This is a genomic window from Halorientalis regularis (assembly GCF_023698535.1).
In the GTDB taxonomy this organism is placed as follows: Archaea; Halobacteriota; Halobacteria; order Halobacteriales; family Haloarculaceae; genus Halorientalis; species Halorientalis regularis.
In genome coordinates, this window is the sequence record NZ_JALJCL010000006.1 from 36,698 (window position 1) to 58,235 (window position 21,538).

18 protein-coding genes, 1 tRNA gene and 2 pseudogenes are annotated in these 21,538 nt (G+C 59.9%); 9 read left to right on the forward strand and 12 right to left on the reverse strand.

What is annotated here, in order from left to right:
* Positions 1-54 precede the first annotated feature (54 nt).
* On the reverse strand, positions 55-1,410 hold the full coding sequence (locus MU521_RS09010) for a cytochrome P450 (protein ID WP_092691514.1): 1,356 nt from the start codon (positions 1,408-1,410) through the stop codon (positions 55-57).
* Positions 1,411-1,418: 8 nt separating this feature from the next.
* The gene (locus MU521_RS09015) at positions 1,419-2,117 is read right to left on the reverse strand and encodes a TIGR00266 family protein (protein ID WP_092691517.1); all 699 of its coding nucleotides are present in this window, start codon (positions 2,115-2,117) and stop codon (positions 1,419-1,421) included.
* A 187-nt stretch (positions 2,118-2,304) separates the two neighbouring features.
* Between MU521_RS09015 and MU521_RS09020 the strand changes: the two genes are divergently transcribed.
* Positions 2,305-2,886: an FAD-dependent oxidoreductase gene (locus MU521_RS09020; protein WP_092691520.1), complete on the forward strand. Its 582-nt coding sequence runs from the start codon at positions 2,305-2,307 to the stop codon at positions 2,884-2,886.
* A 28-nt stretch (positions 2,887-2,914) separates the two neighbouring features.
* Here MU521_RS09020 and MU521_RS09025 read toward each other — a convergent pair whose 3' ends face one another.
* A complete protein-coding gene (locus tag MU521_RS09025; protein WP_092692017.1) occupies positions 2,915-3,553 on the reverse strand; it encodes a helix-turn-helix domain-containing protein in 639 nt (212 codons plus the stop codon).
* Positions 3,554-3,587: 34 nt separating this feature from the next.
* The gene (locus MU521_RS09030; protein ID WP_217630145.1) at positions 3,588-4,529 is read right to left on the reverse strand and encodes an alpha/beta fold hydrolase; all 942 of its coding nucleotides are present in this window, start codon (positions 4,527-4,529) and stop codon (positions 3,588-3,590) included.
* 407 nt (positions 4,530-4,936) lie between these two features.
* Here MU521_RS09030 and MU521_RS09035 point away from each other — a divergent pair, with 407 nt between their 5' ends.
* Positions 4,937-5,926 (forward strand): tyrosine-type recombinase/integrase, encoded by a 990-nt coding sequence (locus tag MU521_RS09035; RefSeq protein ID WP_281187042.1) that lies wholly within the window; start codon positions 4,937-4,939, stop codon positions 5,924-5,926.
* Between the two features lie 67 nt (positions 5,927-5,993).
* Here the strand turns inward: MU521_RS09035 and MU521_RS09040 are convergent, their stop codons facing one another.
* Positions 5,994-6,527, reverse strand: a complete 534-nt coding sequence (locus tag MU521_RS09040; protein ID WP_139171098.1) for a hypothetical protein — start codon at positions 6,525-6,527, stop codon at positions 5,994-5,996.
* 174 nt (positions 6,528-6,701) lie between these two features.
* Between MU521_RS09040 and MU521_RS09045 the strand changes: the two genes are divergently transcribed.
* Positions 6,702-7,043 (forward strand): hypothetical protein, encoded by a 342-nt coding sequence (locus tag MU521_RS09045; protein WP_092691528.1) that lies wholly within the window; start codon positions 6,702-6,704, stop codon positions 7,041-7,043.
* 270 nt (positions 7,044-7,313) lie between these two features.
* Here the strand turns inward: MU521_RS09045 and MU521_RS09050 are convergent.
* Together MU521_RS09050 and MU521_RS09055 are read right to left on the reverse strand one after the other, a co-directional pair.
* Positions 7,314-7,388, reverse strand: a tRNA-Val gene (locus tag MU521_RS09050).
* 42 nt (positions 7,389-7,430) lie between these two features.
* Positions 7,431-7,694 carry a DUF7553 family protein gene (locus MU521_RS09055; RefSeq protein WP_092691530.1) on the reverse strand — a complete coding sequence of 88 codons (264 nt, stop codon included), beginning with the start codon at positions 7,692-7,694 and terminating at the stop codon, positions 7,431-7,433.
* Between the two features lie 279 nt (positions 7,695-7,973).
* On the opposite strand from MU521_RS09055, the gene MU521_RS09060 reads away from it, so the two are divergent.
* Complete coding sequence (locus MU521_RS09060; RefSeq protein ID WP_092691532.1) at positions 7,974-8,921, forward strand: MBL fold metallo-hydrolase; 948 nt, start codon at positions 7,974-7,976, stop codon at positions 8,919-8,921.
* 26 nt (positions 8,922-8,947) lie between these two features.
* On the opposite strand, the gene MU521_RS09065 is transcribed toward MU521_RS09060, so the two are convergent.
* Positions 8,948-9,484 (reverse strand): cob(I)yrinic acid a,c-diamide adenosyltransferase, encoded by a 537-nt coding sequence (locus MU521_RS09065; protein WP_092691535.1) that lies wholly within the window; start codon positions 9,482-9,484, stop codon positions 8,948-8,950.
* A gap of 84 nt (positions 9,485-9,568) precedes the next feature.
* Here MU521_RS09065 and MU521_RS09070 point away from each other — a divergent pair, with 84 nt between their 5' ends.
* Positions 9,569-10,159 carry a rhomboid family intramembrane serine protease gene (locus MU521_RS09070; protein WP_092691537.1) on the forward strand — a complete coding sequence of 197 codons (591 nt, stop codon included), beginning with the start codon at positions 9,569-9,571 and terminating at the stop codon, positions 10,157-10,159.
* Between the two features lie 64 nt (positions 10,160-10,223).
* Positions 10,224-10,391 carry a DUF7838 family putative zinc beta-ribbon protein gene (locus MU521_RS09075; protein ID WP_175452842.1) on the forward strand — a complete coding sequence of 56 codons (168 nt, stop codon included), beginning with the start codon at positions 10,224-10,226 and terminating at the stop codon, positions 10,389-10,391.
* A gap of 205 nt (positions 10,392-10,596) precedes the next feature.
* On the opposite strand, the pseudogene MU521_RS09080 reads toward MU521_RS09075, so the two are convergent.
* Positions 10,597-11,589: pseudogene (locus tag MU521_RS09080) on the reverse strand (transposase).
* Positions 11,590-11,643: 54 nt separating this feature from the next.
* Between MU521_RS09080 and MU521_RS09085 the strand changes: the two are divergent.
* Together MU521_RS09085 and MU521_RS09090 are read left to right on the forward strand one after the other, a co-directional pair.
* A pseudogene (locus MU521_RS09085) lies at positions 11,644-12,200 on the forward strand (IS6 family transposase); the annotation flags it as partial.
* Between the two features lie 103 nt (positions 12,201-12,303).
* On the forward strand, positions 12,304-12,555 hold the full coding sequence (locus MU521_RS09090) for a hypothetical protein (protein WP_139171099.1): 252 nt from the start codon (positions 12,304-12,306) through the stop codon (positions 12,553-12,555).
* A 133-nt stretch (positions 12,556-12,688) separates the two neighbouring features.
* On the opposite strand, the gene MU521_RS09095 is transcribed toward MU521_RS09090, so the two are convergent.
* The gene (locus MU521_RS09095) at positions 12,689-14,503 is read right to left on the reverse strand and encodes an outer membrane protein assembly factor BamB family protein (protein WP_092691540.1); all 1,815 of its coding nucleotides are present in this window, start codon (positions 14,501-14,503) and stop codon (positions 12,689-12,691) included.
* Positions 14,504-14,764: 261 nt separating this feature from the next.
* On the opposite strand from MU521_RS09095, the gene MU521_RS09100 reads away from it, so the two are divergent.
* Positions 14,765-15,511 carry a protein kinase family protein gene (locus MU521_RS09100; RefSeq protein ID WP_139171100.1) on the forward strand — a complete coding sequence of 249 codons (747 nt, stop codon included), beginning with the start codon at positions 14,765-14,767 and terminating at the stop codon, positions 15,509-15,511.
* A 50-nt stretch (positions 15,512-15,561) separates the two neighbouring features.
* Here MU521_RS09100 and MU521_RS09105 read toward each other — a convergent pair whose 3' ends face one another.
* Positions 15,562-20,151 carry a beta-alanine-activating enzyme beta-propeller domain-containing protein gene (locus MU521_RS09105; protein WP_349356958.1) on the reverse strand — a complete coding sequence of 1,530 codons (4,590 nt, stop codon included), beginning with the start codon at positions 20,149-20,151 and terminating at the stop codon, positions 15,562-15,564.
* Between the two features lie 96 nt (positions 20,152-20,247).
* Positions 20,248-21,537 (reverse strand): hypothetical protein, encoded by a 1,290-nt coding sequence (locus MU521_RS09110; protein WP_092691544.1) that lies wholly within the window; start codon positions 21,535-21,537, stop codon positions 20,248-20,250.
* Between the last annotated feature and the right edge of the window lies 1 nt (position 21,538).

A 21,538-nucleotide genomic window follows, 5' to 3' on the forward strand; every position in this document is an offset into this window, starting at 1 on the left:
GGTGGTCGACGCTAATCAAATTGCGGGCGCTCCCTGCGTTCGGTGCAGGCGGTCCTACGCCCGGTCCTCGCGTGGCACCACTTCCATCGCCATCTCCTGGCGCGGATGGGCGGTCAGCGTCGGGAGCAGTTCCAGCGGAGACTCACCCTGGAAGTCGAGGCGGTACTGGTCCGCGACGGTGGCGACGATCAGCCGGGCTTCGAGCATCGCCAGGTGTTTGCCAATGCAGTGGCGCGGCCCGCCGCCGAACGGGAAGTAGGCGAACCGTGGCCGGTCCTTCCGGCGCTCGGGACTGAACCGCTCGGGATCGAAGGTTTCGGGGTCTTCCCAGTGCTCCTCCGAGCGGTGGACGGCCCACTGGGGAAGCATGATGCTCGCGCCTTCGGGGAGAGTGTACCCGTCGATCTCGACCGGGCGTTTGGGCGAGCGGAAGATCGTGTACACCGGCGGGTAGAGCCGCATCGCCTCCTTGATGGCCCAAGTGGTGTATTCGAGGTCGCGCACGTCGGCCATCGTCGGCTGGCCGCCGTCGAGTACATCGTCGAGTTCGGCGTGGACCCGGCGCTCGACCGCGGGGTGTTCCGAGAGCAGGTACCAGGTGTAGGTCAGCGTCAGCGCGGTCGTGTCGTGGCCCGCCAACAGCATCGTCATCATTTCGTCGCGCAGCTGCTCGTCGGTCTGTTCGCCGCGACTTCGGGCTCGCAGGAGGATCGACAGGAAGTCCATCGGGGCGTCGTCGTCGCCCTCGGTACCGATGTCGTCGCGGCGGCGGGCGACGATCTCCTCGATCACGGTCTCCAGTTCCGCGACCGCCGACTCGAACTCGGCGTCGTCGGGCATGGGCACCCAGTCGGGGAGGGCGAAGCGGATCGGGTCGGGCTCGAACCGCTTGCCCAGCGGCTCCAGTTGCTCGCGGACGTGGGCGACCCGCTCCGCGTCGAGTTCGACACCCATCATCAGGTCGAGGATGACGTCCAGCGTGACGCCGGTCATCGCCTCCTCGGCGTCGATCACGTCACCAGCCGCCCAGCCGTCGACCATCGACTCGGCGTGGCCGACGATGCGGTCGGCCATCCCCGAGAGCCGGGACATGTTGAACGCCGGATTGGCCAGATCACGCTGTTTCTGCCAGGTCTCGCCCTCGCTCAGCAGGAGTCCGTCGCCGAGCAAGTCGCCGAGGGCGTCGTCCTGAAACGCGGGTTTCTGGAAGTTCGCTGCGTCCGAGACGAGGATGCGCTGGATCGCCTCGGGGTCGGTGACCATGTACGTCTCCAGCGGCCCCATGTCGAACTGCGAGACGCCGCCGTAGGCCCGTTCCAGCGTCGTCACGAACGTGAACGGATCGCGGGCGTACTGGCGGCTACTTCCGAAGACGGGTTGCCCTTTGGGACCAGGTGGGGTCTGGGACATCGAGTTCACTAGGGGCTGTACCAATAAATATCTGGGTCCGCCAGTGATGCCGAAAAGTCGGTCGCGTCGCGACCTCGGAGGAAGTCGTCGACGCCGATTCCGTCGTCGTCGTCACCGCCGCCACCGCTGCCGGGAATCTCCCCGGCGACCTTCTCGGCGAGGCTCTCGAAGTCGCGGTTCAGGATCCAGATCTTCCCCGGCCCCGAGAACGTCACGACTTTCCTCTCGCCGCCGAACGCGCGGCTCTTGACGCCGCCCGGACGGACGGTCGAGTACTGGACCGTCGAGTCGAACGCGACGATGTGTTCGGTGTCGACGTTGAATTGCTCGCCTCGCTCCAGTTCGACCGTCTCCATCGCCCCGTAGCTGTCGACGAAGACCGTGCCCGTCCCCGTGAGCGTCAGAAGGAAGACGTCACCCCTCGTGAAGAACTTCGACGTACCCTGAAACTCCGTGCTGACCTCGACGTTGGGCTCGGAGGCCAGATACGATCCCGAGTCGGCGTAGATCGTCTCCTCGTCGAGAAAGCGGGCGCGCACGTCACCGGGGGCGGGTGGTGCGAGCGTCACGCTCCCGGGCTGTTGGGCAGTGAAGGTGTTCATGAATACCGATTCCCCGCCCAGCATCGACCGCTTGGCCGAGCCCAGCAGCCCACCGCTGCCGGTGTCCGTCCTCATCTCGATGCCGGGGTCGTGATTGGACTCCAAGCCTGAAACTCCCACCACTCGGGACTCCTCCGCGTTTACGCGGCGGAGGATGTCAACGTACAAAAACGCACACACTAGTATTTTTGAGACAGGAAAGAATCGGCCGCGAAGTCGGTCGAACAGGCGTCTCACGGCCGAAAGCTTCCGGAGGCCAAACGGACTTCCGTCCGCCGGTCGTGGATGGGGTATGGCCAACGCAGCAATCGTCGGCGGCGGTCCCGCCGGCCTGAGTGCCGCACTGTTCCTCCAGAAAAACGGCGTCGACACGACGGTGTTCGACACCGACGGCACCTGGATGCACAAGGCCCACCTGTTCAACTACCCCGGCGTCGGCTCCCAGGACGGCTCCGCGTACATGGAGACACTCCGCAGTCAGGTCGACAGTTTCGGCGTCGACCGCGAGCAGGGCGAGGAAGTCACCGACGTGGCGGCCGGCGACGATTTCACTGTGACGACGTCCGATGAAGAATTCGAGGCCGACTACCTGGTACTGGCGACCGGCGCGAATCGCGACCTCGCCGAGGAGCTGGGCTGTGACTTCACCGAGGAAGACGTGGTCGACGTGGACGTGGACATGGAGACCAGCGTCGCGGACGCCTACGCCACCGGCGCGATGGTGCGGGCCGAGGAGTGGCAGGCCGTCATCTCGGCGGGCGACGGCGCGGCCGCCGCCCTGAACATCCTCAGCAAGGAGAAAGGCGAGAACTTCCACGACTTCGACACCCCTGCCGATGCCGACGCGACGTTCGTCGAGATGAGCGAGGAGTGATCCCGGCGTCTGGCGGTCCACCTGGCTCCTAGCCGACGTGGGCCGCGATCACCGCCCCTTCCGCTTTTCGCAGGAGTTCCCCGGCCGTGCTGGCCGCACAGTCGAGTTCGGCCGCCACGTCCGCGACCGTCCCGTCGCGCGGGACCTCGTAGTAGCCCACCGCCAGCCCTGCTTCGAGCGCGGCCCGCTGGCGGTCGGTCAGCGTCGACGGCGAGCGCCGGCGCTCGAACTCGCGGACCCGCTCGATGGACACGTCGCCCAGCGTCGCGAGGTCGTCGTGGAACGCGCTGAGCGCCGTCGCCTCCCCGACCGCCTCGAACTGCACGACGCCGGTGTCGCGGAAGACGACCGGCGGGAGGAAGATCACGCCGGCGTCGGCGACCGCCGCCAGAATCGCCCCCGCGAACTCGTACTCGCGCTGTCTGAGGACGACGTAGGTTCCGTCGTCGTCCCCGACGAGCGTCCGATCCCGGACCGACTCGACGGCGTCGACCAGCGCCCCGGTCGCCGCCCGGTCGCCGTCACACCAGCACAGCGTCGTCGCGTCCGCCGTGGGACTCCACATCAACAGCTCCAGCCGCGTGACGACCGTCTCGTCGACGAGCCGTCGGTGCAGCGGATGCACGAACCGCTCCGGGTAGATCACCGAGAACCGAATGCGTTTCATCCCGTGTTCGGCCCCGAGTTCCCCCGCCACTGTCTTAATCGACGGGTTCGGCTCGTCGTCCGTCACGGTCGGCAGGTTCGGTCCGTCCCGAGCGGTGTCGGTCCAGCACGTCCGCACGGGTCCGGAGGAGCGTCCGGATGTGGTCGGCATCGTCGACCGTCTCCAAGTGTGCGTCGGGGATCCGCTCGGCGAGCCGACGAACGCCCGCTATCGGGACGTTCGCGTCGGCCTCGCCGTGCCAGAAGCGGACCGTGGTTTCGACAGCCTCGACATCGAACTCCCACGTCGCGGCCGCGTGCTGGAACTCGGTGATCGTACCCGACCGGTGTGTGGTCAGTGCCTCGACGAAGTCCGCGCGGACCACCTCGGCGGCCGCGTCCGGGATCGCCTCGGGGTCGTCGGTATACTGCCCGACGACGACGGACGGATCGCGACGCCGAGCCAGCCACGCCTGGCCGCGAAGGAGTCCGCCAAGCAACGTCGGCGTCGTCGTCGCCAGCCCACGCAAGAGTCGCTGTATCGCAGGCTCGGTCCCGCCACCGTCCGGCGGCGTCGCTCCGGCGATCACGTCGACCCGCTCGACACGTTCGGGCTCGGTGGCCGCCGTCGCGAGTGCGTAGGGACACCCGCCCGAGAAGGCGATCAGGCCGGCTCGTTCGACCCCGGCGTCGTCCAACACCGCAGTCACGACCCGTGCCGTGTCCCTGATCGACCGATTCGGCCACGGCGACGACGCCCCGAATCCCGGTCTGTCGGGCGCGAGAATCCGGATCCCGCGCTCCCGGGCCGCCGTGTCGAACAGTTCGCCCAGTCGCCGCGATCCCGGTGCCCCGTGGCAGAAGACGACCGGCCTTCCATCGCGCGCACCGTACTCCGCGTACGCGAGCCGTCGCTCCCCGTCCAGCGCAACTACGTTCGACCTCTCGTCACCGTCACCGACTCCGGCGCTGTCCCGACCGGTCTCGCGTGTCTGCATTGCCATACCCGTCGATACCCGCCTGTGGCGTGAGAGGGTAGTGGCGGATACATGCGGTGGTTTATATACTGCTAGGGAATCCCCGGTTGGCCCAGATGCTGGACGGCTACCGACCAACGCTTCACTCGCGGCGCTCGGGGTGAACCACGCCGAGACTCGCTCCGCTCGTCTCATCAGATTCAAACCCACCGGACAGTTTCCGTGACGCCGCCGCTCGCTTCGCTCGCGGTGTAGCGTCACGAAAATGGGTTGGGGCGGATTTGAACGCGCCGGCTCAGCGCCTCACGAGGGCCAAAACAGCAGATTTGGCCGTTCGGCGCTGAAAGCAAGTGGTGAACTTAGGTGTGTATAACACCGCCGTATCACGCAAGGCGGGGTCAGGTTCGGAGCAACCTATGCCCCGATCAATGGAACCAGAACGAGCTGTCGAACGGTATCTCAAAGAACGACGACCGGAAGTGGCTGAATCGACGTATCGCAACCACAAGTACGCGCTCAAACAGTTTATCCAGTGGTGCAACCAGATCGACCTCAACGATATTTCTGAATTGGACGGCTGGCATATTCACGACTTCAAAATTCATCGACGCGAGGAAGGCGGAGTCAATGAGGTCACCCTCTACAACAATCTCTGCACCCTGCGCGTATTCCTCCGCTGGCTCGAATCAATGGAAGTGGTGGACGGGGATCTAGCGGATAATATGGTCCTTCCGAATCCCGAAGACGACGCTCGGACGGACATGATCTCCGTTGCGCGAGCTAACGAGATGTTGGATTATCTGGAGAAATTCGAGTACGCGACTTTTCGGCACGCCCTGTTTGCTCTGATGTGGGACACTGGATTCCGGATAGGAACAGTCCGTGCGCTTGATCTGGAGGACTACCACTCAGAGGATCGCTTCATCGAGGTGGTGCATCGACCCGAGGAGGGGACACCCTTGAAAAACAAGCATCAAGCTGAGCGGCAGGTCAATCTCCACTCTTGGGTCTGCGATATAGTTGGCGACTATATCGAGATCCATCGAGAGGAATCAACCGACGACTTCGGGCGTGATCCGCTGTTCACAACGAAGCATGGACGGCCCGCACGGCCTACTTTTCGGCCGCACATTTCAGCGCTCACCCGTCCATGTCATTATACGGGTGAATGCCCGCATGACCGGGAGATTTTGGACTGTGAGGCATATGACTACAATTACGCCCAGCGCTGTCCATCATCAGTCTCTCCCCATGCGGTTCGTCGATCAGCTATTACCGCGTGGCTGAACGAAGGGCATCGGAAAGAACTGATCGGAGATCGAATGAACGTGAGTCCGAAAACGTTGGATAAGCACTATGACGCCCGGACTAAGGAGGAAAAACGCGATCTTCGCCGAGAAATGTTCGATATAGAATAGATAGGAATGCGTTGTATAAAACCATCATGCGAACCTGTTGACACGGGGAGGGGCCAGCAAAGATAGTTCACCCGGTCTGCCAAACATCAAACAGATACAGTGGTATCCAGATCATTACAGTAGTTGATCCAAGAATAGTCAACAAACCTGAGATCCTGAACCACCATACGAAATCAACACCCAAAGGATTGATTGGGGTAAACAGTGGAACTAGACTAATTATGGCACATAATATCCCAAGAAACCAAATAAAGAACGCCACAATCAATGTTCCTGTGGAGATACCTAGTGAATCAATCCACTGTTCTAGTGCCAATTTAACTTCATAGAGCCGGCGATTCGGTCGCCTCTGGCCTTCACCTTCCCACCGATAATAGGATCGTTCTTCCTGTCCGATCCGATCTTCATTGTTTGATAGTTGAGAGAGTTGATTTGCTACTGTACCAACCTTGCCAGCACGACAATCATTCTTGACAGCTTCAAAGACCTCCTGAGTTTCGTGTTCTGTGTCAGGATTTCTATATAGATATTCAATGATGGCACGTTTGGTATCTTGATTGGGCTTGTTGTACTCCTCCAGTAGTTCCTCTTTCTGCTTCATACAAAACCACCGGACAGAAACGGGCCATGATTCAAATCATACCCTCGAAGAACGCCTGTGATCAACATCACAACCATATATTCTTTGAACTATCTCGAACGCTTATATTATTACCGCCCGTTGTTGTGACTGGATCATGACGCTTGAATCTGAGACAACGGAGGTTGCTTGAATATGCCGGAGATCGAGCATGGGTATCGGCGGGGCGTTTCCGTAGTCGTTGAAGCAATAATCGTTGCTGTACTTATCGGAGAGGTTGTACCGAAACTCGTTGAGGCAGGTATCTTTCCAAAGGGCCTGTTCTCAATTGCAATTGTACTCTCAATTGCCGGAACAGTTATGACTATAGATAAATCCCGATACTGGTCTTTTGGATACTTAGCAGGATTCTGTATCGGGATTGCGATTGCACTGCCTCCCCTCATTCAGACTGGATTCCTTGGTCTGTTCGATCTATTGCTCTACGGAGGGACTGCCATAGCTACGATTTTCTTGCGGGTGAAGATACATATCTGATTCAGCGGGTACAGATAGGATTCCGGTCAAAGAGTCCACATATGACGAGTTGTGGCTGATTGTAATCCATCAAATCAATTTTAATTATCTCACGTCAGAATCTGTATAGGTATTGCCATCTACAAGCCGACTTCCTTCTGATGGCCCACCGCCGTCCCGCGCTCCGAGACAAATTCGAGTGGTTATTTCTCTGGTTCACAGCGAGAAAGCCGGGGTAAATTAAAGTAACCCCTACGCTGTCTTGTGGTTAGAAAAAACGAAGTGGGCGTATGGGTTGGGGCGGATTTGAACCGCCGGCTTTCTCCGTGTGAAGGAGATATCATAACCGGACTAGATCACCAACCCGGCGCTCGGTGTTACCCCTGCGCCGGACTTAAGGGTTACCTCTCAGGCTTCCGTCTGCCGGTAGGTCTCGATCTTTTCCCGGGCGTCCGCGATGGCCTCCTTGGCCTCGCCTTCCGCTCGCCCCTGAAGCTCTTTCAGGTCGGCGCGGATCTCCTTCAGCCGGTTTGGCTCCGGTTCGGTCTCGTCGCCGCCCATGACGGTGTCGATTCGGTCCTGAATCGGCTCCAGTTCCTCGACGATTCCTTTTTTCGCCGTCTCACCTGCACGTTTGAGGTAGTATTGCGCGTCTTCGAAGTGTTTGTTCATATTCGTTGGTACGCCGAGGACAGATAAAAGGTTTGTGGCGCTACAGCTCCTAACCGCAAGACAGCGGCCAGGTATTTGACCTGTAGCAGACCGACCACAAGGTTTTTCAATCTTTTAGGCATACCTAAAATCGGCTGGAACCCCGTCGGGGGGTCGGCCACGCGTCTGTCCCAACAACGCGTCCACCATGCCTCCGGCCGTCGAGGTGTCCGTGGGCATACCCTCGTCGGCCGGCTTTTCGACACAACCCTATTGTTCCACCGGCGGGTACGTGCTGCCATGTTCACACGCCTCACGGTTCCGACGCCGTTCCAGGTCGGGGCGGTCAACGCCTACCTCGCCGGCCGGACGCTGATCGACCCCGGGCCGGACAGCGAGGAAGCCTGGTCGCACCTGCTCGACGCGCTCGAAGAACGCGGGCTCTCTCCGTCCGACATCGAGCGCGTTCTCGTCACTCACCCCCACCCCGACCACTTCGGGCTGGCCAATCGGTTCCGCGAGGTCGGCGCGTCCGTCGCCGCCACGCCCGACGCCGCCGCGATCATGGCCGACTTCGAGGGCCGGTTCGAGCGCGAGCGTGCGTTCTTCACCGACTTCTTCGAGCGCTGCGGGATGGCACGCTCGACCGCCGAAACCGTCACCGGCCTCCCCGAGGTGTATCTCCGCTACGCGCCCGACGTGGCGACCGATCAGGAAATCGTCTCGGGCGATACCCTCGTCGTACAGGACACCGTCCTCGATATCGACGAGGTCATGGGCCACGCCGACGGCGAGTGTATCCTCTCCTACGACATCGACGGCGAGCGCCGCGCCGTCGTCGGGGACCACGTCCTCCCCGAGATTACGCCGAATCCGTTTCTCCTTCCGCCGGGCGACGACCGTGACGAGCGCCCGCGCGTCCTCCCCTCGTACAACCGCTCACTGGATCGTCTGCGCGACCGGGACTACGACCGGATGCTCCCGGGCCACCGCGAACTCATCGACGCCCCAGGCGAACGGATCGGCGAGATCCGCGAAGCCCACGAGGAGCGGACCGACAACGTCCGCGACCTCGTGGACGGCCCGACCACGCCCGTCGACGTGATGGACGGGCTGTTCGGCGACCTTCCAGTTACGGAGTCGTTCGCCGGCATGAGCGAGGCCGTCGGCCACCTGGACGTACTCGAAGAGCGGGGCGACGTGACGATGCGAGACCGGGGCGGCGTCCTCGTCTACGAACCGGTGTAGGTGGCCGCCGGGTCGCCCACGCCTTATCAGTACGTCGGACTCTCTTCGGGGACGCCCTCGCGTTTGTTGACCACGCGTGCGAGCGTGAACAGACAGTCCGAGAGCCGGTTGAGGTAGACGATGGCGGCGTCGTTGACGCCGGCTTCCTCGGAGGCGAAGGTGACCGCGCGGCGTTCCGCGCGGCGACAGACCGCCCGGGCCTGGTGGAGTTTCGCGCCCGGGTCGCTCCCGCTGGGCAGGATGAACCGCTCCAGCGGGTCGAGTTCCTCGTCGTAGTCGTCCATCCACGATTCCAGTTCGTCGACGTGCTCGTCGGTGACCTGCGGGTCGTCTTCCTCGAGATTCGGGTTGGCGAAGTCGGCCTGGACGACGTGGAGGTGGTTCTGGATCGAGCGCAACTGGTCGTCCACGTCGTCGTACCCCGTCGGCCGGACGACGCCGACCAGAGCGTTGACCTCGTCGACGGTCCCGTAGGCCTCGATCCGCGGACTCGCCTTCGACACCCGGTCCATGTTCCGGAGGTCGGTCATTCCCTCGTCACCGCGACCGGTATAGATCTTCATACCCCTACTGGGGCCGCCAGTTCCTTATAGTTCCCCGGCGGCGAGGGCGACGGAGTTTACTGGCGGGCGGCCCCCACTGATGGTATGGTTACCGGCCGGAGTCCGACCGTCACGACGCTCACTATCTTCGTCGTGGTCTTCCTGCTGGAATGGGTCGCGATCCCGCTCGGGCTGTTCGGCACGCTGTTCGTACTGACCCCACCTGTCGCGGCCAATCCCTGGACGCTCGTGACGAGCGTCTACGCGCACATGACCCTCCAGCACCTGCTGGCGAACTCGTTCGGGCTCCTGCTCACCGGCGTCGTCCTCGAACGCGCGACGACCCGCATACGCTATCACGCGTTCTTCGTCGGGACCGGAGCACTCGCCGGGATCACACAGATCACTGTCGGCGGGGCTCTCGGGACTGGCACCGGCGTTCTCGGCGCGAGCGGGGCCATCTTCGCGTTCGTGGGCTACCTCCTGGCCAGCAACCGGCTGACCGACACCGTCGTCGGCGGAATCGAGGTCTCCCCGCGCGTCCAGTTGTTCCTCTTCGTGCTCGTCGCCGCAGTCGTCACGCTCGCCACTGGCTCGGCCCGTGCGGCACTGATCGCGCACTTCACGGGGCTGTTCGTCGGATTAGTGGCCGGCCGGACGCACCTGCTGCAGGTCGACCGAGCCAGTTCGATATAGCACTCGGCCGTTTATCGCCCCCGAAACCGGGACGTTGAACTATCCCGCCGTGGAACCGTCGCGTATGGCCATGGAACTCGAGCGGTCCTGTCCGAACTGTGGCGAGACGAAGACGTTCTACCGAGCCGCGAGCACGGAGCTGCACCTCGGGCAGAAGGTCAAGTGGCACTGCCCGGACTGTGACTACGGCTTCGTCCAGATCGACAGCATCGAAACCGGCGCTGAAGCCTAACCGCTCGTTTTCCGTTCCGTCCGGAGCCATCGCGGAGCCGCTGCACTATCGTACCCCGTCCCGAGGGACCGCCACACCCGTCACAGCGCCGCAACCGCCGGAATCCCAACCAGATTCGAGAAGCGGTGTCGCCGTGACGACCAGCGAATGCGGCCGGGTGCCGTGCTGAGATAAATGAGATATCGAGGGTGTCATAGAACTCTTCTCACACCGTGATGATCGTGCTTCCCGGATTGTCTCCGCGTTCATAGTTGGTGATTGCGACGACGAGGCGAAGGCACAGCGCAAGAAACACTTGCGCTCGTGCGTGGACGCGGCCTCAGGCGTGCGTTCGCCCGAGGCCGCAGTCCTTGACTGATTCGTTGGTTCGTTCGACTCCTGTCCGGCGGTTATACGTCTCGTCTAGCGTCGATTGCTTCAGTTGAACGTCCTCGCTGTGTTCGGAGATACGGTCTTCGATCCTGTACTCAATATCTTTCGGATCGTCGGTGTTTCGCGCGTTGTACGGGGCGACTGGCACGACCCCTGCGGCCAGCAGGTGGTCGTGCCAGTCAAGCGTGTCGTAGGCGCTGTCACCGACCATCCACATCGGCGTGGCGACGGCGAGCGCGTCACGCGTGACGCGCATCGCCGTCTCCTCTGGCGCTTGCTTACTCTCGGTGAACTCAGCTGCAATCGGGATCTTTTGCCCGGTCGAGACGATCGTACAGCCGTAGCCGTAGTAGTACTCGTCGTCGGTTGGATCGTAGCACTTCGAGGCGTCTTGATCGGCGGGCATCGCCCTCACGTCGGTTGAATCGATGCAATAGGTCAGGTCGAGCAGGCCGCGCTGGGCGGCCTGCTCGACGAGTCGGTCGAAGACCTCGTCAACGACGTGTTCGAGGTCGGTGAGAAAGCGATCGACCGCATCTCTGGACGGCGGTCGATCGAAACCACAGCTGAGCCAAACGACCGTGTTCCGAAGCTCCCGCTCAACCGGACGAATCCCGTAGATGTCGTGGTAGTAGCAATGGAGGAAGCCACGCATCAGCTCTGGTGGTTCGTGCTCTCGTGTTCGCCCCGTCTCCTCCGGGGCGAACACGTCGAACTCTTCGAGAAACTCGAAGGAGAGATGCTCAAACAACGCTAGCGTCTCGGTCTCCGCGACATTGAAGAACGTCTCTACCGAAGGATCATCTTGCAGGGTCGCTGAGGCCATACCATCTCAGCGTTCACCCTGCTCTTTGGTGTGGTACTCGTTCTATGACACCCTCTTAGAGAAACTAAAGATATTCTCCGACTATTCGGCGTATAACGCTCTCATCAAGCGATTTTTCAGTGGGTATATCGCGTCTCTGATAGCGTTAGCGACCCGCCGGCGGCGCAGCCGTCAAGGTCGCGGTGGACGAAACCGCTATCAAAATCAACGGCGAGTGGTCTTGGTTGTATGCTGCAATAGACATCGATACGAAGTTGATTCTTGACGTGCAGCTGTTCGGGCGGCATGGCACTGATCCGGCGGCTGCGTTCCTGCTTGGTCGCCGCGAAAAACACGATCTCTCCGACGCAACGTTCCTTGTTAATCAGTTTGGAGATCGGACTGGCCTTACTCGATTAGGATTGAACGGTCGAGTTAATTATACCGACCGGTACCTCATCGAAAAGTGGTTCCACGGGCTCAAAATGCGCATCGACCGTTTCCATAATTCGTGGGTGGGCAGTCGGGTGAGCGCACGCGAGTGGTTTGATCAACTTGTGCATTACTACAACCATCAGAGGCCGCATCAATCGCTCGACGGTGGAACGCCAGCCGACGAGGTGCTAAACTAGACAGTGCCGATGGCATTTTTTGCGAGGCATAAACACTACTACTGCACCGCTACTAATATATAAAATGAAAAGAATTAATTGATTATAGCTATGTTGGTAGAATATGCCAGCAACGACCGGGGCATCGCATGGATTCGCTGCGTTCGCGACTCTAATAATAGGGACAGTGCTGTCAAAATTCGTGTGGGAACTCTTACCCCCGCTCGGGCAGTTTTCACTTACTGTGATTGAGTTTGTCCAGCGTACAACCGGTGCAAGAATACCGACGAACGAACAATTCGCCGGCGCTCTCATCGTTATGGTTGCTCTTTCGTTCTGCTGGGGCGTGATCTACCATGTCGGAAGACACTCCTAACACAGAAATTCACTATTCGTCTAAACGGATTGGACTCGATAGAAAACCTGTGCGAACCCATAGTAGCACGAAGCCGGGCGCAGTTGAGGGCAAACCGACATCTCCACAAATGTGGCCGGCGATGATCCAGATTCTAAAATGATGTCCCACTGTTATGCGGATCGTGCTGAAACATTCGCCACTCTCCGGTCACATCACCTGCAGATAACGCGTACACGTTGTCATCGTAACTTCCGACGTAGACTTTGCTATCTACCACCGCTGGCGACGATGATAACTTAAATCCCGCCTGAGAGGTCCATTGTTCGGTGCCCTCCGCTACGTCTATTGCATAGATGGCGCCATCGCGGCTTCCGATGTAGACAGAGCCATCTACCACCGCTGGCGATGATTCCACTTCCCCATCCGTCTGAAAGGACCACTGTTCGGTGCCATCTGCAGCGTCCAGCGCATACACGTTGCCGTCGTCACTTCCGACGTAGACCGTGTCATTCATTACTGCTGGAGAAGACTGGACATATCCGTCTGTCGGGAACAACCACTGTTCACTACCATCCGTTGCATCCAATGCATACACGTTGTTGTCCCAACTTCCGATGTAGACCATACCATCCACTACTGCTGGCGACGAGGATAATTTAATTCCCGTTTGAAAAGACCATTGTTCGGTCCCAGTCGTAGAATCTATTGCGTACAGGTTACCATCGTCATTTCCGATGTAAACAGTGTCATCTACCACCACTGGCGACGACCCAACTCCACTATCGGTTCGAAACTGCCACTGTTGGCTACCCTCCGCCCTATCCAGCGCGTACACTCTCTGATCGTAACTTCCGACGTATAGAGTGCCATCTACCACGGCTGGAGATGAATCCACCGTGCCGCCCGTCTGGACCGACCACTGTTCGGTGCCATCCCTCGCGTCTAGTGCATATACGCTATCATCCCAACTCCCGATATAGACTGTATCATCAACCACTACTGGAGACGACTGGACATATCCGTCTGTCGGGAACGACCACTGTTCACTACCATCCGTTGCATCCAATGCGTACACGTTGGCGTCCCAACTCCCAATATAAACCATACCGTTCACTACTGCTGGAGATGAGTTTACTGAATTGTCGGTCCGAAAAGACCACAAAGTCTCGCCAGCGGTAGTTTTAATACCAGTTTGAGAGTCAGATGGAACTGACCCAGAGTCAGATTGGGTAAACAGGTACCACCCTACAGTCCCCATAGCACCCACACCCAACAGGCCAGTGCCAAGTGCTGCACGGCGTGTCAGGCCGCTTTCTGTGTCAGTTTTCTCGCCAATTTCTTGATCGGTCGCACTTTCATCAGCAGTAGTTTCAGGTGCGGAACTAGCAGAACCGCTATCTCCATCAGAGTCAGATGTATCGCTGGCGTCGGACTCTGCGTCGCTGGTATCGGTGTCTTCTGCAACGGCGGATGCGGATCCCCCAGGAGCAGTGAGCGGATCTATGGGTAGCACGCGCTTGATCGCCGTTTTGAAAGCGTACGCGGAGTCGTAGCGGTCGCCGGGGTCGGCCGCCAGTGCTGTCAAGACCACGTCGTCAACCGCATCGTCAACACTTGGATGATCGGTAGCGTCACTCAGCACGGAGGGATCACTCTGCCCAACTCTGGCGGGATCGCCGGGTGGTTGTCCAGTGAGCACGTAGTAGGTGATGGCACCAAGACTGTACACGTCAGCTTCTTCAGACGCCATTTCGGAGTCGTCAGTAAGTTCAGGCGCAGTAAACGGCGTACTCACCGCCTGGTCTGCCGCAACCCGACAGGCCCGTTCAAGTCCCCAGTCGTCGACGAGGGCTTGTACGCCGTCATCGGTTTCGGTGGCCCAGACGGTCTCGGGACTGAGCGCACCATGGGTCGTGTTGTAAAGAGCGGCGTTGCGGAGTGCTTCGGCGATGACTTGAATTTCCATGCCCACAGCAGCGACACGACCGCTGCGGCTGCAGGCTCCAACACAACCGAAAAGAAGCCAGTGGAACCGGATAATGACGATGAGACCGCCGCTACTAGCGCAGCTCAATCAGAGTCCAAAATGTCGCCACAAGAGGGTGCCGTATCCGAAGAATCAGCGGAAATGACTAACAACGCGCCGACCCAGAACCCTACTGCGACCACCCCCTCTCGTGATCTCCCGGACCAGGAACCAGGTACCTACTGGTCGGACAGCGTCCGTATGCGGGACGGACCGATCCGGTACCACGACGGGAAGCTGGTCGACGAGACCACGGTTCGCGAAATCCGAGTCGCGACGCTTGAGCCAGTACTTGACGATGAGCCAAAAGATGCGTTTCAACAGACAGCCCGAAAATGGACATCAATCAGTCAGAATGCACCGATTGCAACGGTATTCGAGGCAGGCGATACGAATGCTCCCTACGTCGCCTTCGATGTCGGTGAGATCAGCCTCCAGAATGCACTGCCCGACCTCTCGACGACCGATAGAGTCGAATTGCTCGCCGATGTCGCCGAGGCACTCCGCCTGGGACGACTTTACAGCCACCGACACGGATATCTTTCACCAGATGTCGTCCACATCACAATGAGCGATGGCCCACCACAAGCGTCAGTCAGCGAGTGGGGTCTTCGGCGATCAGTTGAGGCAGCGCTCAACGAAGGAACTCCGATCACGCCCTATAGTGCCCCCGAGCAGGTGCGTGATAACCAACTCGGCGAATCAGTCGATATTTATCAACTCGGAGCACTGGGGTGTTACGTATTCACCGGTCAGCCACCGGTCGCCGATGAAGCCCCTGCGCTCGAAAGGGCCATACTTGAGGGGAACGTGCGGTCGGTTGCCGACGATGATCGTGTCCCCGAGGATGTAGCGCGGATCATCGACACGGCACTTTCAACAGAACCCGATCTGCGACAGAACTCTGTAAGAGCGGTCGAAGAGGCGTTCAAACGAGCACATGACTGACCTTACGTATGGAAGCCACAGGTTTCGTCACAACTGCCGGTCAGCATTTATTAGTCAAATATCGCAACGAGTTCTCGACGGAGTTCGTACGGTGAATCGAACCGCTTGTCTGGGTCCGTAGCCATCGCTGTTGCGACCAGTTCGTCAACAGCAGTTGGAAGTGATGAATCCACATTAGTCGGCCGTTCGAAGTCACGGTCTGCGATTGCGGATCGGAGATCGGCACCGTAGGCGAACGGTGGTTCATCGGTTAAGACACGATAGATTATTGCACCAAGCCGGTAGATATCGGTTGCAGTCCCGGCGGTCTCACCAGTGAGTTGCTCGGGGGCGGTATACGGTGTAACGGGTGGGTCCTCGATCCTTTTTTCGACAGTACGCTGCAACCCCCAGTCGGCCAGCGTTGCAATCAAACTGCCCTGCTCGTCTTCTGCAAGGAACACTGTCGTGGGTGTGATACCCCCATGGGCGAGGTTGTACATACTTCCGGTACGGACCGCCTCAGCGAGATCAACGAGAATGTCGATCCGTTTGGGTCGTTCTAAATTAGTCAGAGCTTCGTCTAACCGACCGATACCAGGATCAAAGGCGATCCACGGACGAGGGTCACTACCGTGGTCATAAACGGTTGCGACGTGGGTATTCTTGCTGATCCCCTGCCACTCCCGAGCAATTTTTTCGAAATCCGAGACTGACTCCTCCTCGGAGTGTTCGGGGGCGAGCGCGTACAGATGGGTATGCTCCTCACTGATCTGATCAACCAAGGTACCTCGGTAGACGTGGACTGGACCTGTGTCATCGACAACCGAGGCCGATTCGATGGAATCACAGTCGCGAGCGAACCGAGTCGCAACCGAATCCGGTTCGGCGTTCTCCAAATCCGAACTGGAGGTAGCGGTCACATCATCGGTCGTTTCCGTAGTCGACTCGGCAGCCGACGGATCCGTTTCGGGGTCGCTCGAACGGGTATGTAATTGCGGTTCGTCGCCCAGTTTTCCGGTGACCACGGTCAACGAGCCGTCAGCTGTTCGGCAAAACACACTGTTACCCACGACTATAGGTCGCGATAGGACACCGTCGAGTCCGTGTGTGAACTTGTAGGAACCATCCGCAGCATTGAGTGCAACCAGATCACTCTCTGTTCCCACGTAAACTGTGTCGCCGACGACGACTGGCCCTGTCGTCGCATCGATACTCGTCCGCCAGTTCTCGGTCCCAGTCCTAATGTCGAGTGCTCGGACATCCGAGTCAGTGGTTTGATAGATGTGACCGTGGGCGAGGGCAACAGCTGTCGGCTGGCCGCCCTCGTCCTTAGTCCACTGTTCCTTTCCTGTCTCGGGATCGTGAGCAGCTACTACCGAACGCGTCGTAATAATCAGTCTGTCACCGATCGCTAAGGAAGGGTTATGACCCCGTGTCTCAATTTGCCAGTGCTGGGTACCCGTCTCTGCGTCCAACGCGGTGATAGACGTGCCAGCCGCAATATAAACCGCCCCGTCAGCGACCGCGAGTGCTGTCACCTGTCCCTCACAATCGGTTTGCCACTTCTGACTCCCTCCAGCCAGGTGGTGACCCTGTACGCCCGTGTCTGTGCCGACGAAAACAGCATCGTCGGCGACGACGGTGGTGAGACCCTCGACCGATCGGGTCCAGCGTTCCTCACCATCTCGTTGTCGGTAGGCCTGAACGCCTTGGTCGGTGCCGACGACGACCAGTTGGTCGCTGACAACCGGTGGCGTCGGATTCTCAGCGTCGAGAGCGGTCATCAACTCGATATCACCCGATTCGAGTGCGACGCCGAGCAGAGCTCCCTCGTTGGTTGTGACGAACGCGTGGTCACCGTCGATTGCTGGCGAGGTGTCGACGGTGCTGCCCTCTGGCTGGATCCGGTGGGCAGTCTCGGGATCGGTACGTGGTTCCCGAGCGGTGGGAACGGCCGCTGTTTTCGTGGAGTCGTGGCCGGGGCAGGGCCAGTTGTCGACGCCGTGGTCGGTAGTGATCTGCGTGGTGGTCTTGGCGGACCCACGGCTATAGCGCCACGCACCCAACCCGGCGAGTGTCATGCCCGTGAGACCAGCCCCGCCACCTATCAGTAGATTTCTGTCGACGACGAACCCGTAGAGCGACTTGAGATGGCCCCCCTCTGTCAGCGCGTATACGTTGCCGTCTCTACTCCCGACGTAGACAGTCCCGTCGACCACCGCCGGCGACGAGGCCACCCGGCTGCCAGTCTGGAAGCGCCACTGTTCGGTCCCATCCGCCGCCGACACCGCGTACACGTTGCTGTCCCAACTCCCGACGTAGACAGTCCCGTCAACCACCGCCGGCGACGAGTACACTGCGGCGCCAGTCTGGAAGCGCCACTGTTCGGTGCCATCCGCCGCCGACACCGCGTACACGTTGCCGTCTCCACTCCCGACGTAGACAGTCCCGTCGACCACTGCCGGCGACGGGGGCACCTGGTTGTCAGTCTGGAAGCGCCACTGTTCGGTCCCATCCGCCGCCGACACCGCGTACACGTTGCCGTCTCCACTCCCGACGTAGACAGTCCCGTCGACCACTGCCGGCGACGAGGACACCCCGTATCTAGTCTGGAAGCGCCACTGTTCGCTCCCATCCGCCGCCGACACCGCGTACACGTTGCCGTCTCCACTCCCGACGTAGACAGTCCCATCGACCACCGCCGGGCGCGAGGACACCCTGTAGTCCGTCTGGAAGCGCCACTGTTCGGTGCCATCCGCCGCCGACACCGCGTACACGTTGCCGTCCCAACTCCCGACGTAGACAGTCCCATCGACCACCGCCGGCGGAGATCGCACCAGGTTGTCAGTCTGGAAGTGCCACTGTTCGGTCCCATCTGAAGCCGACACTGCGTACACGTTTGTGTCGTCACTTCCGACGTAGACAGTCCCGTCGACCACTGCCGGCGACGAGGCCACCTGGCCGTCAGTCTGGAAGCGCCACTGTTCGCTCCCATCCGAAGCCGACAATGCATACACGCTTGTGTCGTCACTCCCGACGTAGACAGTCCCATCGACCACCGCCGGCGACGAGTACACCCCGGCGCCAGTCTGGAAGCGCCATTGCCCACCGATATTCTGTGTGGGTCCAGTCGTATTTGGCGCGTGACCGGTGTTGGCGGTGTCGTACTGATACTGTGGCCAGTCGGAGACGGACGACTGTTCGCTCTGAGCGGCCTCGACGCTCACGTTCGTTTCGGTCGTGGCCATCGCTCCGTCGGCGGTGGATACGCGCAACCGAACTGTGTATTCGCCGGCCTCCTCGAAGGTATGAGTGACCTGCTGGCCTGTGGTGGTGAAATCGGAGTTGGCCCCGAACGCCCACTCGTAGGTTGCCGAACCTGGGTCGACGTTGGGCAACGTCGTGTTCAAAGCGTCGAAGGTAACCGCCGTGTTCGTCGTCACGGATTCGGAGTCGTATGACACCTGAGGTCTAATAACCGCCGACAACGCGTACACGTTGCCGTCCCTACTCCCGACGTAGACAGTCCCGTCGACCACCGCCGGCGACGAGTACACCCCGGCGCCAGTCTGAAAGCGCCACTGTTCGTTCCCATCCGAAGCCGACACCGCGTACACGTTTGCGTCGTCACTCCCGACGTAGACAGTCCCATCGACCATCGCCGGCGACGAGTACACCCCGGCGCCAGTCTGAAAGCGCCACTGTTCGGTGCCATCCGAAGCCGACAACGCGTACATAATGACGTCGTCACTTCCGACGTAGACAGTCCCGTCGACCACCGCCGGCGACGAGTACACCCCGTCGTCAGTCTGGAAGCGCCACTGTTCGTTCCCATCCGAAGCCGACACCGCGTACACGTTGCCGTTGGTACTCCCGACGTAGACAGTCCCGTCGACCACTGCCGGCGACGAGGGCACCCGGCCGCCAGTCCTGAAGCTCCACTGTTCGTTCCCATCCGAAGCTGACACCGCGTACACGTTGCCGTCTCCACTCCCGACGTAGACAGTCCCGTCGACCACTGCCGGCGACGAGGTTACCGCTCTGTTAGTCTGGAAGCGCCACTGTTCGCTCCCATCTGAAGCCGACACTGCGTACACGTTTATATCGTTACTCCCGACGTAGACAGTCCCGTCGACCACCGCCGGCGGCGAGTACACTGCGGCGCCAGTCTGGAAGCGCCACTGTTCGGTGCCATCCGCCGCCGACACCGCGTACACGTTGCCGTCCCAACTCCCGACGTAGACAGTCCCGTCGACCACCGCCGGCGACGAGCCCACCCATCCGCCAGTCTGGAAGCGCCACTGTTCGCTCCCATCTGAAGCCGACACCGCGTACACGTTGCCGTCCCAACTCCCGACGTAGACAGTCCCGTCGACCACCGCCGGCGACGAGTCCACCTGGCCGGGGGTCCGGAAGCGCCACTGTTCACCAATCGGCGCATTCGGCCCGGTTTCATCGGGATTGTGTCCCGAGTTACGGGCATCCACACAGTACATCGGATGGCCGCTGGTATCATCGACTTGCGCCTGGGCTCCGTCCACAGTCTCCTGACTACGCCCAGTGTTTGTACCAACACCCAACTGTGCGCTAGCCCCCGACCCCGCTAGGATCGATGCTGCCTGTAACAATCGCCGTCGTGATAGTGTTCCATCAGTCATACGAAAGGCCCCATTCAAATATTGAGTCCGGGTTCACGGAACCACTCGGTTGCGTCGGCACCCGGGAACAACGTACCAAGGTATACCCTTCAACAATCATTCTCCAGTCGGCAAGCTTACAATTTCAGCCTCTGTACTTGTGTTCTCATCAGTCTCCGTGGAATTTGTGCCCCTCGTGTTCGATGAGGAGTCATTTGTCGGCGTCACTGTGGATTGTGTACCGTTAGATTGGCTACCACTAGACTGGACTTCTGTCGCGTTCAGTGTGCCATTCCACACCATCTTCCGAGCGCCAGAGCTGTTTGTAACGTTGATCCGGTAGTCACCAGACTCTAAATCCGTCCATGATTTCGTAGCTGGAGAACTGTCGACTGTGTGGTTCTCTCCGATTTGGATCCCTGAGTTATTGAACAGACGGACAGTATGTTTGACATCGCTTGAGCCGTTCCAGCGGATAGAGATTGTGCTGTTCGCGTCGTAGGCAGTGACGCTATACGCTGAGACATCGAACTCACTCTGATTACCGGAGTCCGAACCGCACAAATCACCAACCACAGGCAAATCAACGCTCACGCCGAGGAAGCACGCACCATAGAGTGCACCGCCGACGAGCAGAGCGAGCACTGCGATTCCGAACGCCGAAATGAGACCGATACTGAGTAGTTTGTCTTTGCGGGTGAGGTCGTCGCCAGTCGAATCACCGCCCAGCGGTGACTGGTATCGTGAGTCGTTACCCCCCTGTGCACCACCGGCCAAGCCCCCTTGTTCTGAGCGCATGTTACTCCGGCGCTCCCGCGACAGTGCCGCTTCCGTATCACCGAGTGGAACCAGACCGGTATGATCTCCGGTTTCGATGACGATGTCGTAGCTCGATAGCTCGGAGCTCTCGGCATTGTCGGCGATGGCGACTTTGTTCGCCCTGCTGTTCCGCAATACATCCAGCAGCAGTGCCAGTGCCTCCCTGTAGTTCGAGACGCCAAATTGGGGCCGCTCACCCCGACTGATCAGTTTCGGGATCAAATCACGTGTCTTTCGATCGCCGGGGGGCGTCAACCGGGACGCCTCGGGAATCAGATCGAAGACCGTCGAGTCCTCAGTTGAGGACTCGAGGATCATATCGTATTCACGAGTGACCTTCTCCTCAACGTCCGATTTCAGGTTCTCGATCTCGCCAACGCTACTGGCCTCAAACTCGGCGTAGAACTGATCCAGGCGAGCGCCTTCCGACTCACGAGCTCTGAAGAAACAGTACGCCCGGACGGAGTCGATACTCTCTATCGCGAGACGGACACCGTCGAAGAAGAAATTGGCGATCCGCTCGTTTTTGGGTGCTCCAGGATCGTCTAGAGGTTGACCCTGAGAGTCGTAGATGGTGAGGTCAATCATA

What these genes read in the sequence shown, in the direction of transcription:
- MU521_RS09025 (WP_092692017.1), bottom strand. Translation starts at nt 3,553, where the DNA reads ATGAAACGCATTCGGTTCTCGGTGATCTACCCGGAGCGGTTCGTGCAT.
- MU521_RS09010 (WP_092691514.1), bottom strand. Translation starts at nt 1,410, where the DNA reads ATGTCCCAGACCCCACCTGGTCCCAAAGGGCAACCCGTCTTCGGAAGT.
- MU521_RS09105 (WP_349356958.1), bottom strand. Translation starts at nt 20,151, where the DNA reads ATGACTGATGGAACACTATCACGACGGCGATTGTTACAGGCAGCATCG.
- MU521_RS09035 (WP_281187042.1), top strand. Translation starts at nt 4,937, where the DNA reads ATGGAACCAGAACGAGCTGTCGAACGGTATCTCAAAGAACGACGACCG.
- MU521_RS09075 (WP_175452842.1), top strand. Translation starts at nt 10,224, where the DNA reads ATGGCCATGGAACTCGAGCGGTCCTGTCCGAACTGTGGCGAGACGAAG.
- MU521_RS09060 (WP_092691532.1), top strand. Translation starts at nt 7,974, where the DNA reads ATGTTCACACGCCTCACGGTTCCGACGCCGTTCCAGGTCGGGGCGGTC.
- MU521_RS09100 (WP_139171100.1), top strand. Translation starts at nt 14,765, where the DNA reads ATGCGGGACGGACCGATCCGGTACCACGACGGGAAGCTGGTCGACGAG.
- MU521_RS09055 (WP_092691530.1), bottom strand. Translation starts at nt 7,694, where the DNA reads ATGAACAAACACTTCGAAGACGCGCAATACTACCTCAAACGTGCAGGT.
- MU521_RS09020 (WP_092691520.1), top strand. Translation starts at nt 2,305, where the DNA reads ATGGCCAACGCAGCAATCGTCGGCGGCGGTCCCGCCGGCCTGAGTGCC.
- MU521_RS09045 (WP_092691528.1), top strand. Translation starts at nt 6,702, where the DNA reads ATGCCGGAGATCGAGCATGGGTATCGGCGGGGCGTTTCCGTAGTCGTT.
- MU521_RS09095 (WP_092691540.1), bottom strand. Translation starts at nt 14,503, where the DNA reads ATGGAAATTCAAGTCATCGCCGAAGCACTCCGCAACGCCGCTCTTTAC.
- MU521_RS09090 (WP_139171099.1), top strand. Translation starts at nt 12,304, where the DNA reads ATGCCAGCAACGACCGGGGCATCGCATGGATTCGCTGCGTTCGCGACT.
- MU521_RS09110 (WP_092691544.1), bottom strand. Translation starts at nt 21,537, where the DNA reads ATGATTGACCTCACCATCTACGACTCTCAGGGTCAACCTCTAGACGAT.
- MU521_RS09070 (WP_092691537.1), top strand. Translation starts at nt 9,569, where the DNA reads ATGGTTACCGGCCGGAGTCCGACCGTCACGACGCTCACTATCTTCGTC.
- MU521_RS09030 (WP_217630145.1), bottom strand. Translation starts at nt 4,529, where the DNA reads ATGCAGACACGCGAGACCGGTCGGGACAGCGCCGGAGTCGGTGACGGT.
- MU521_RS09065 (WP_092691535.1), bottom strand. Translation starts at nt 9,484, where the DNA reads ATGAAGATCTATACCGGTCGCGGTGACGAGGGAATGACCGACCTCCGG.
- MU521_RS09040 (WP_139171098.1), bottom strand. Translation starts at nt 6,527, where the DNA reads ATGAAGCAGAAAGAGGAACTACTGGAGGAGTACAACAAGCCCAATCAA.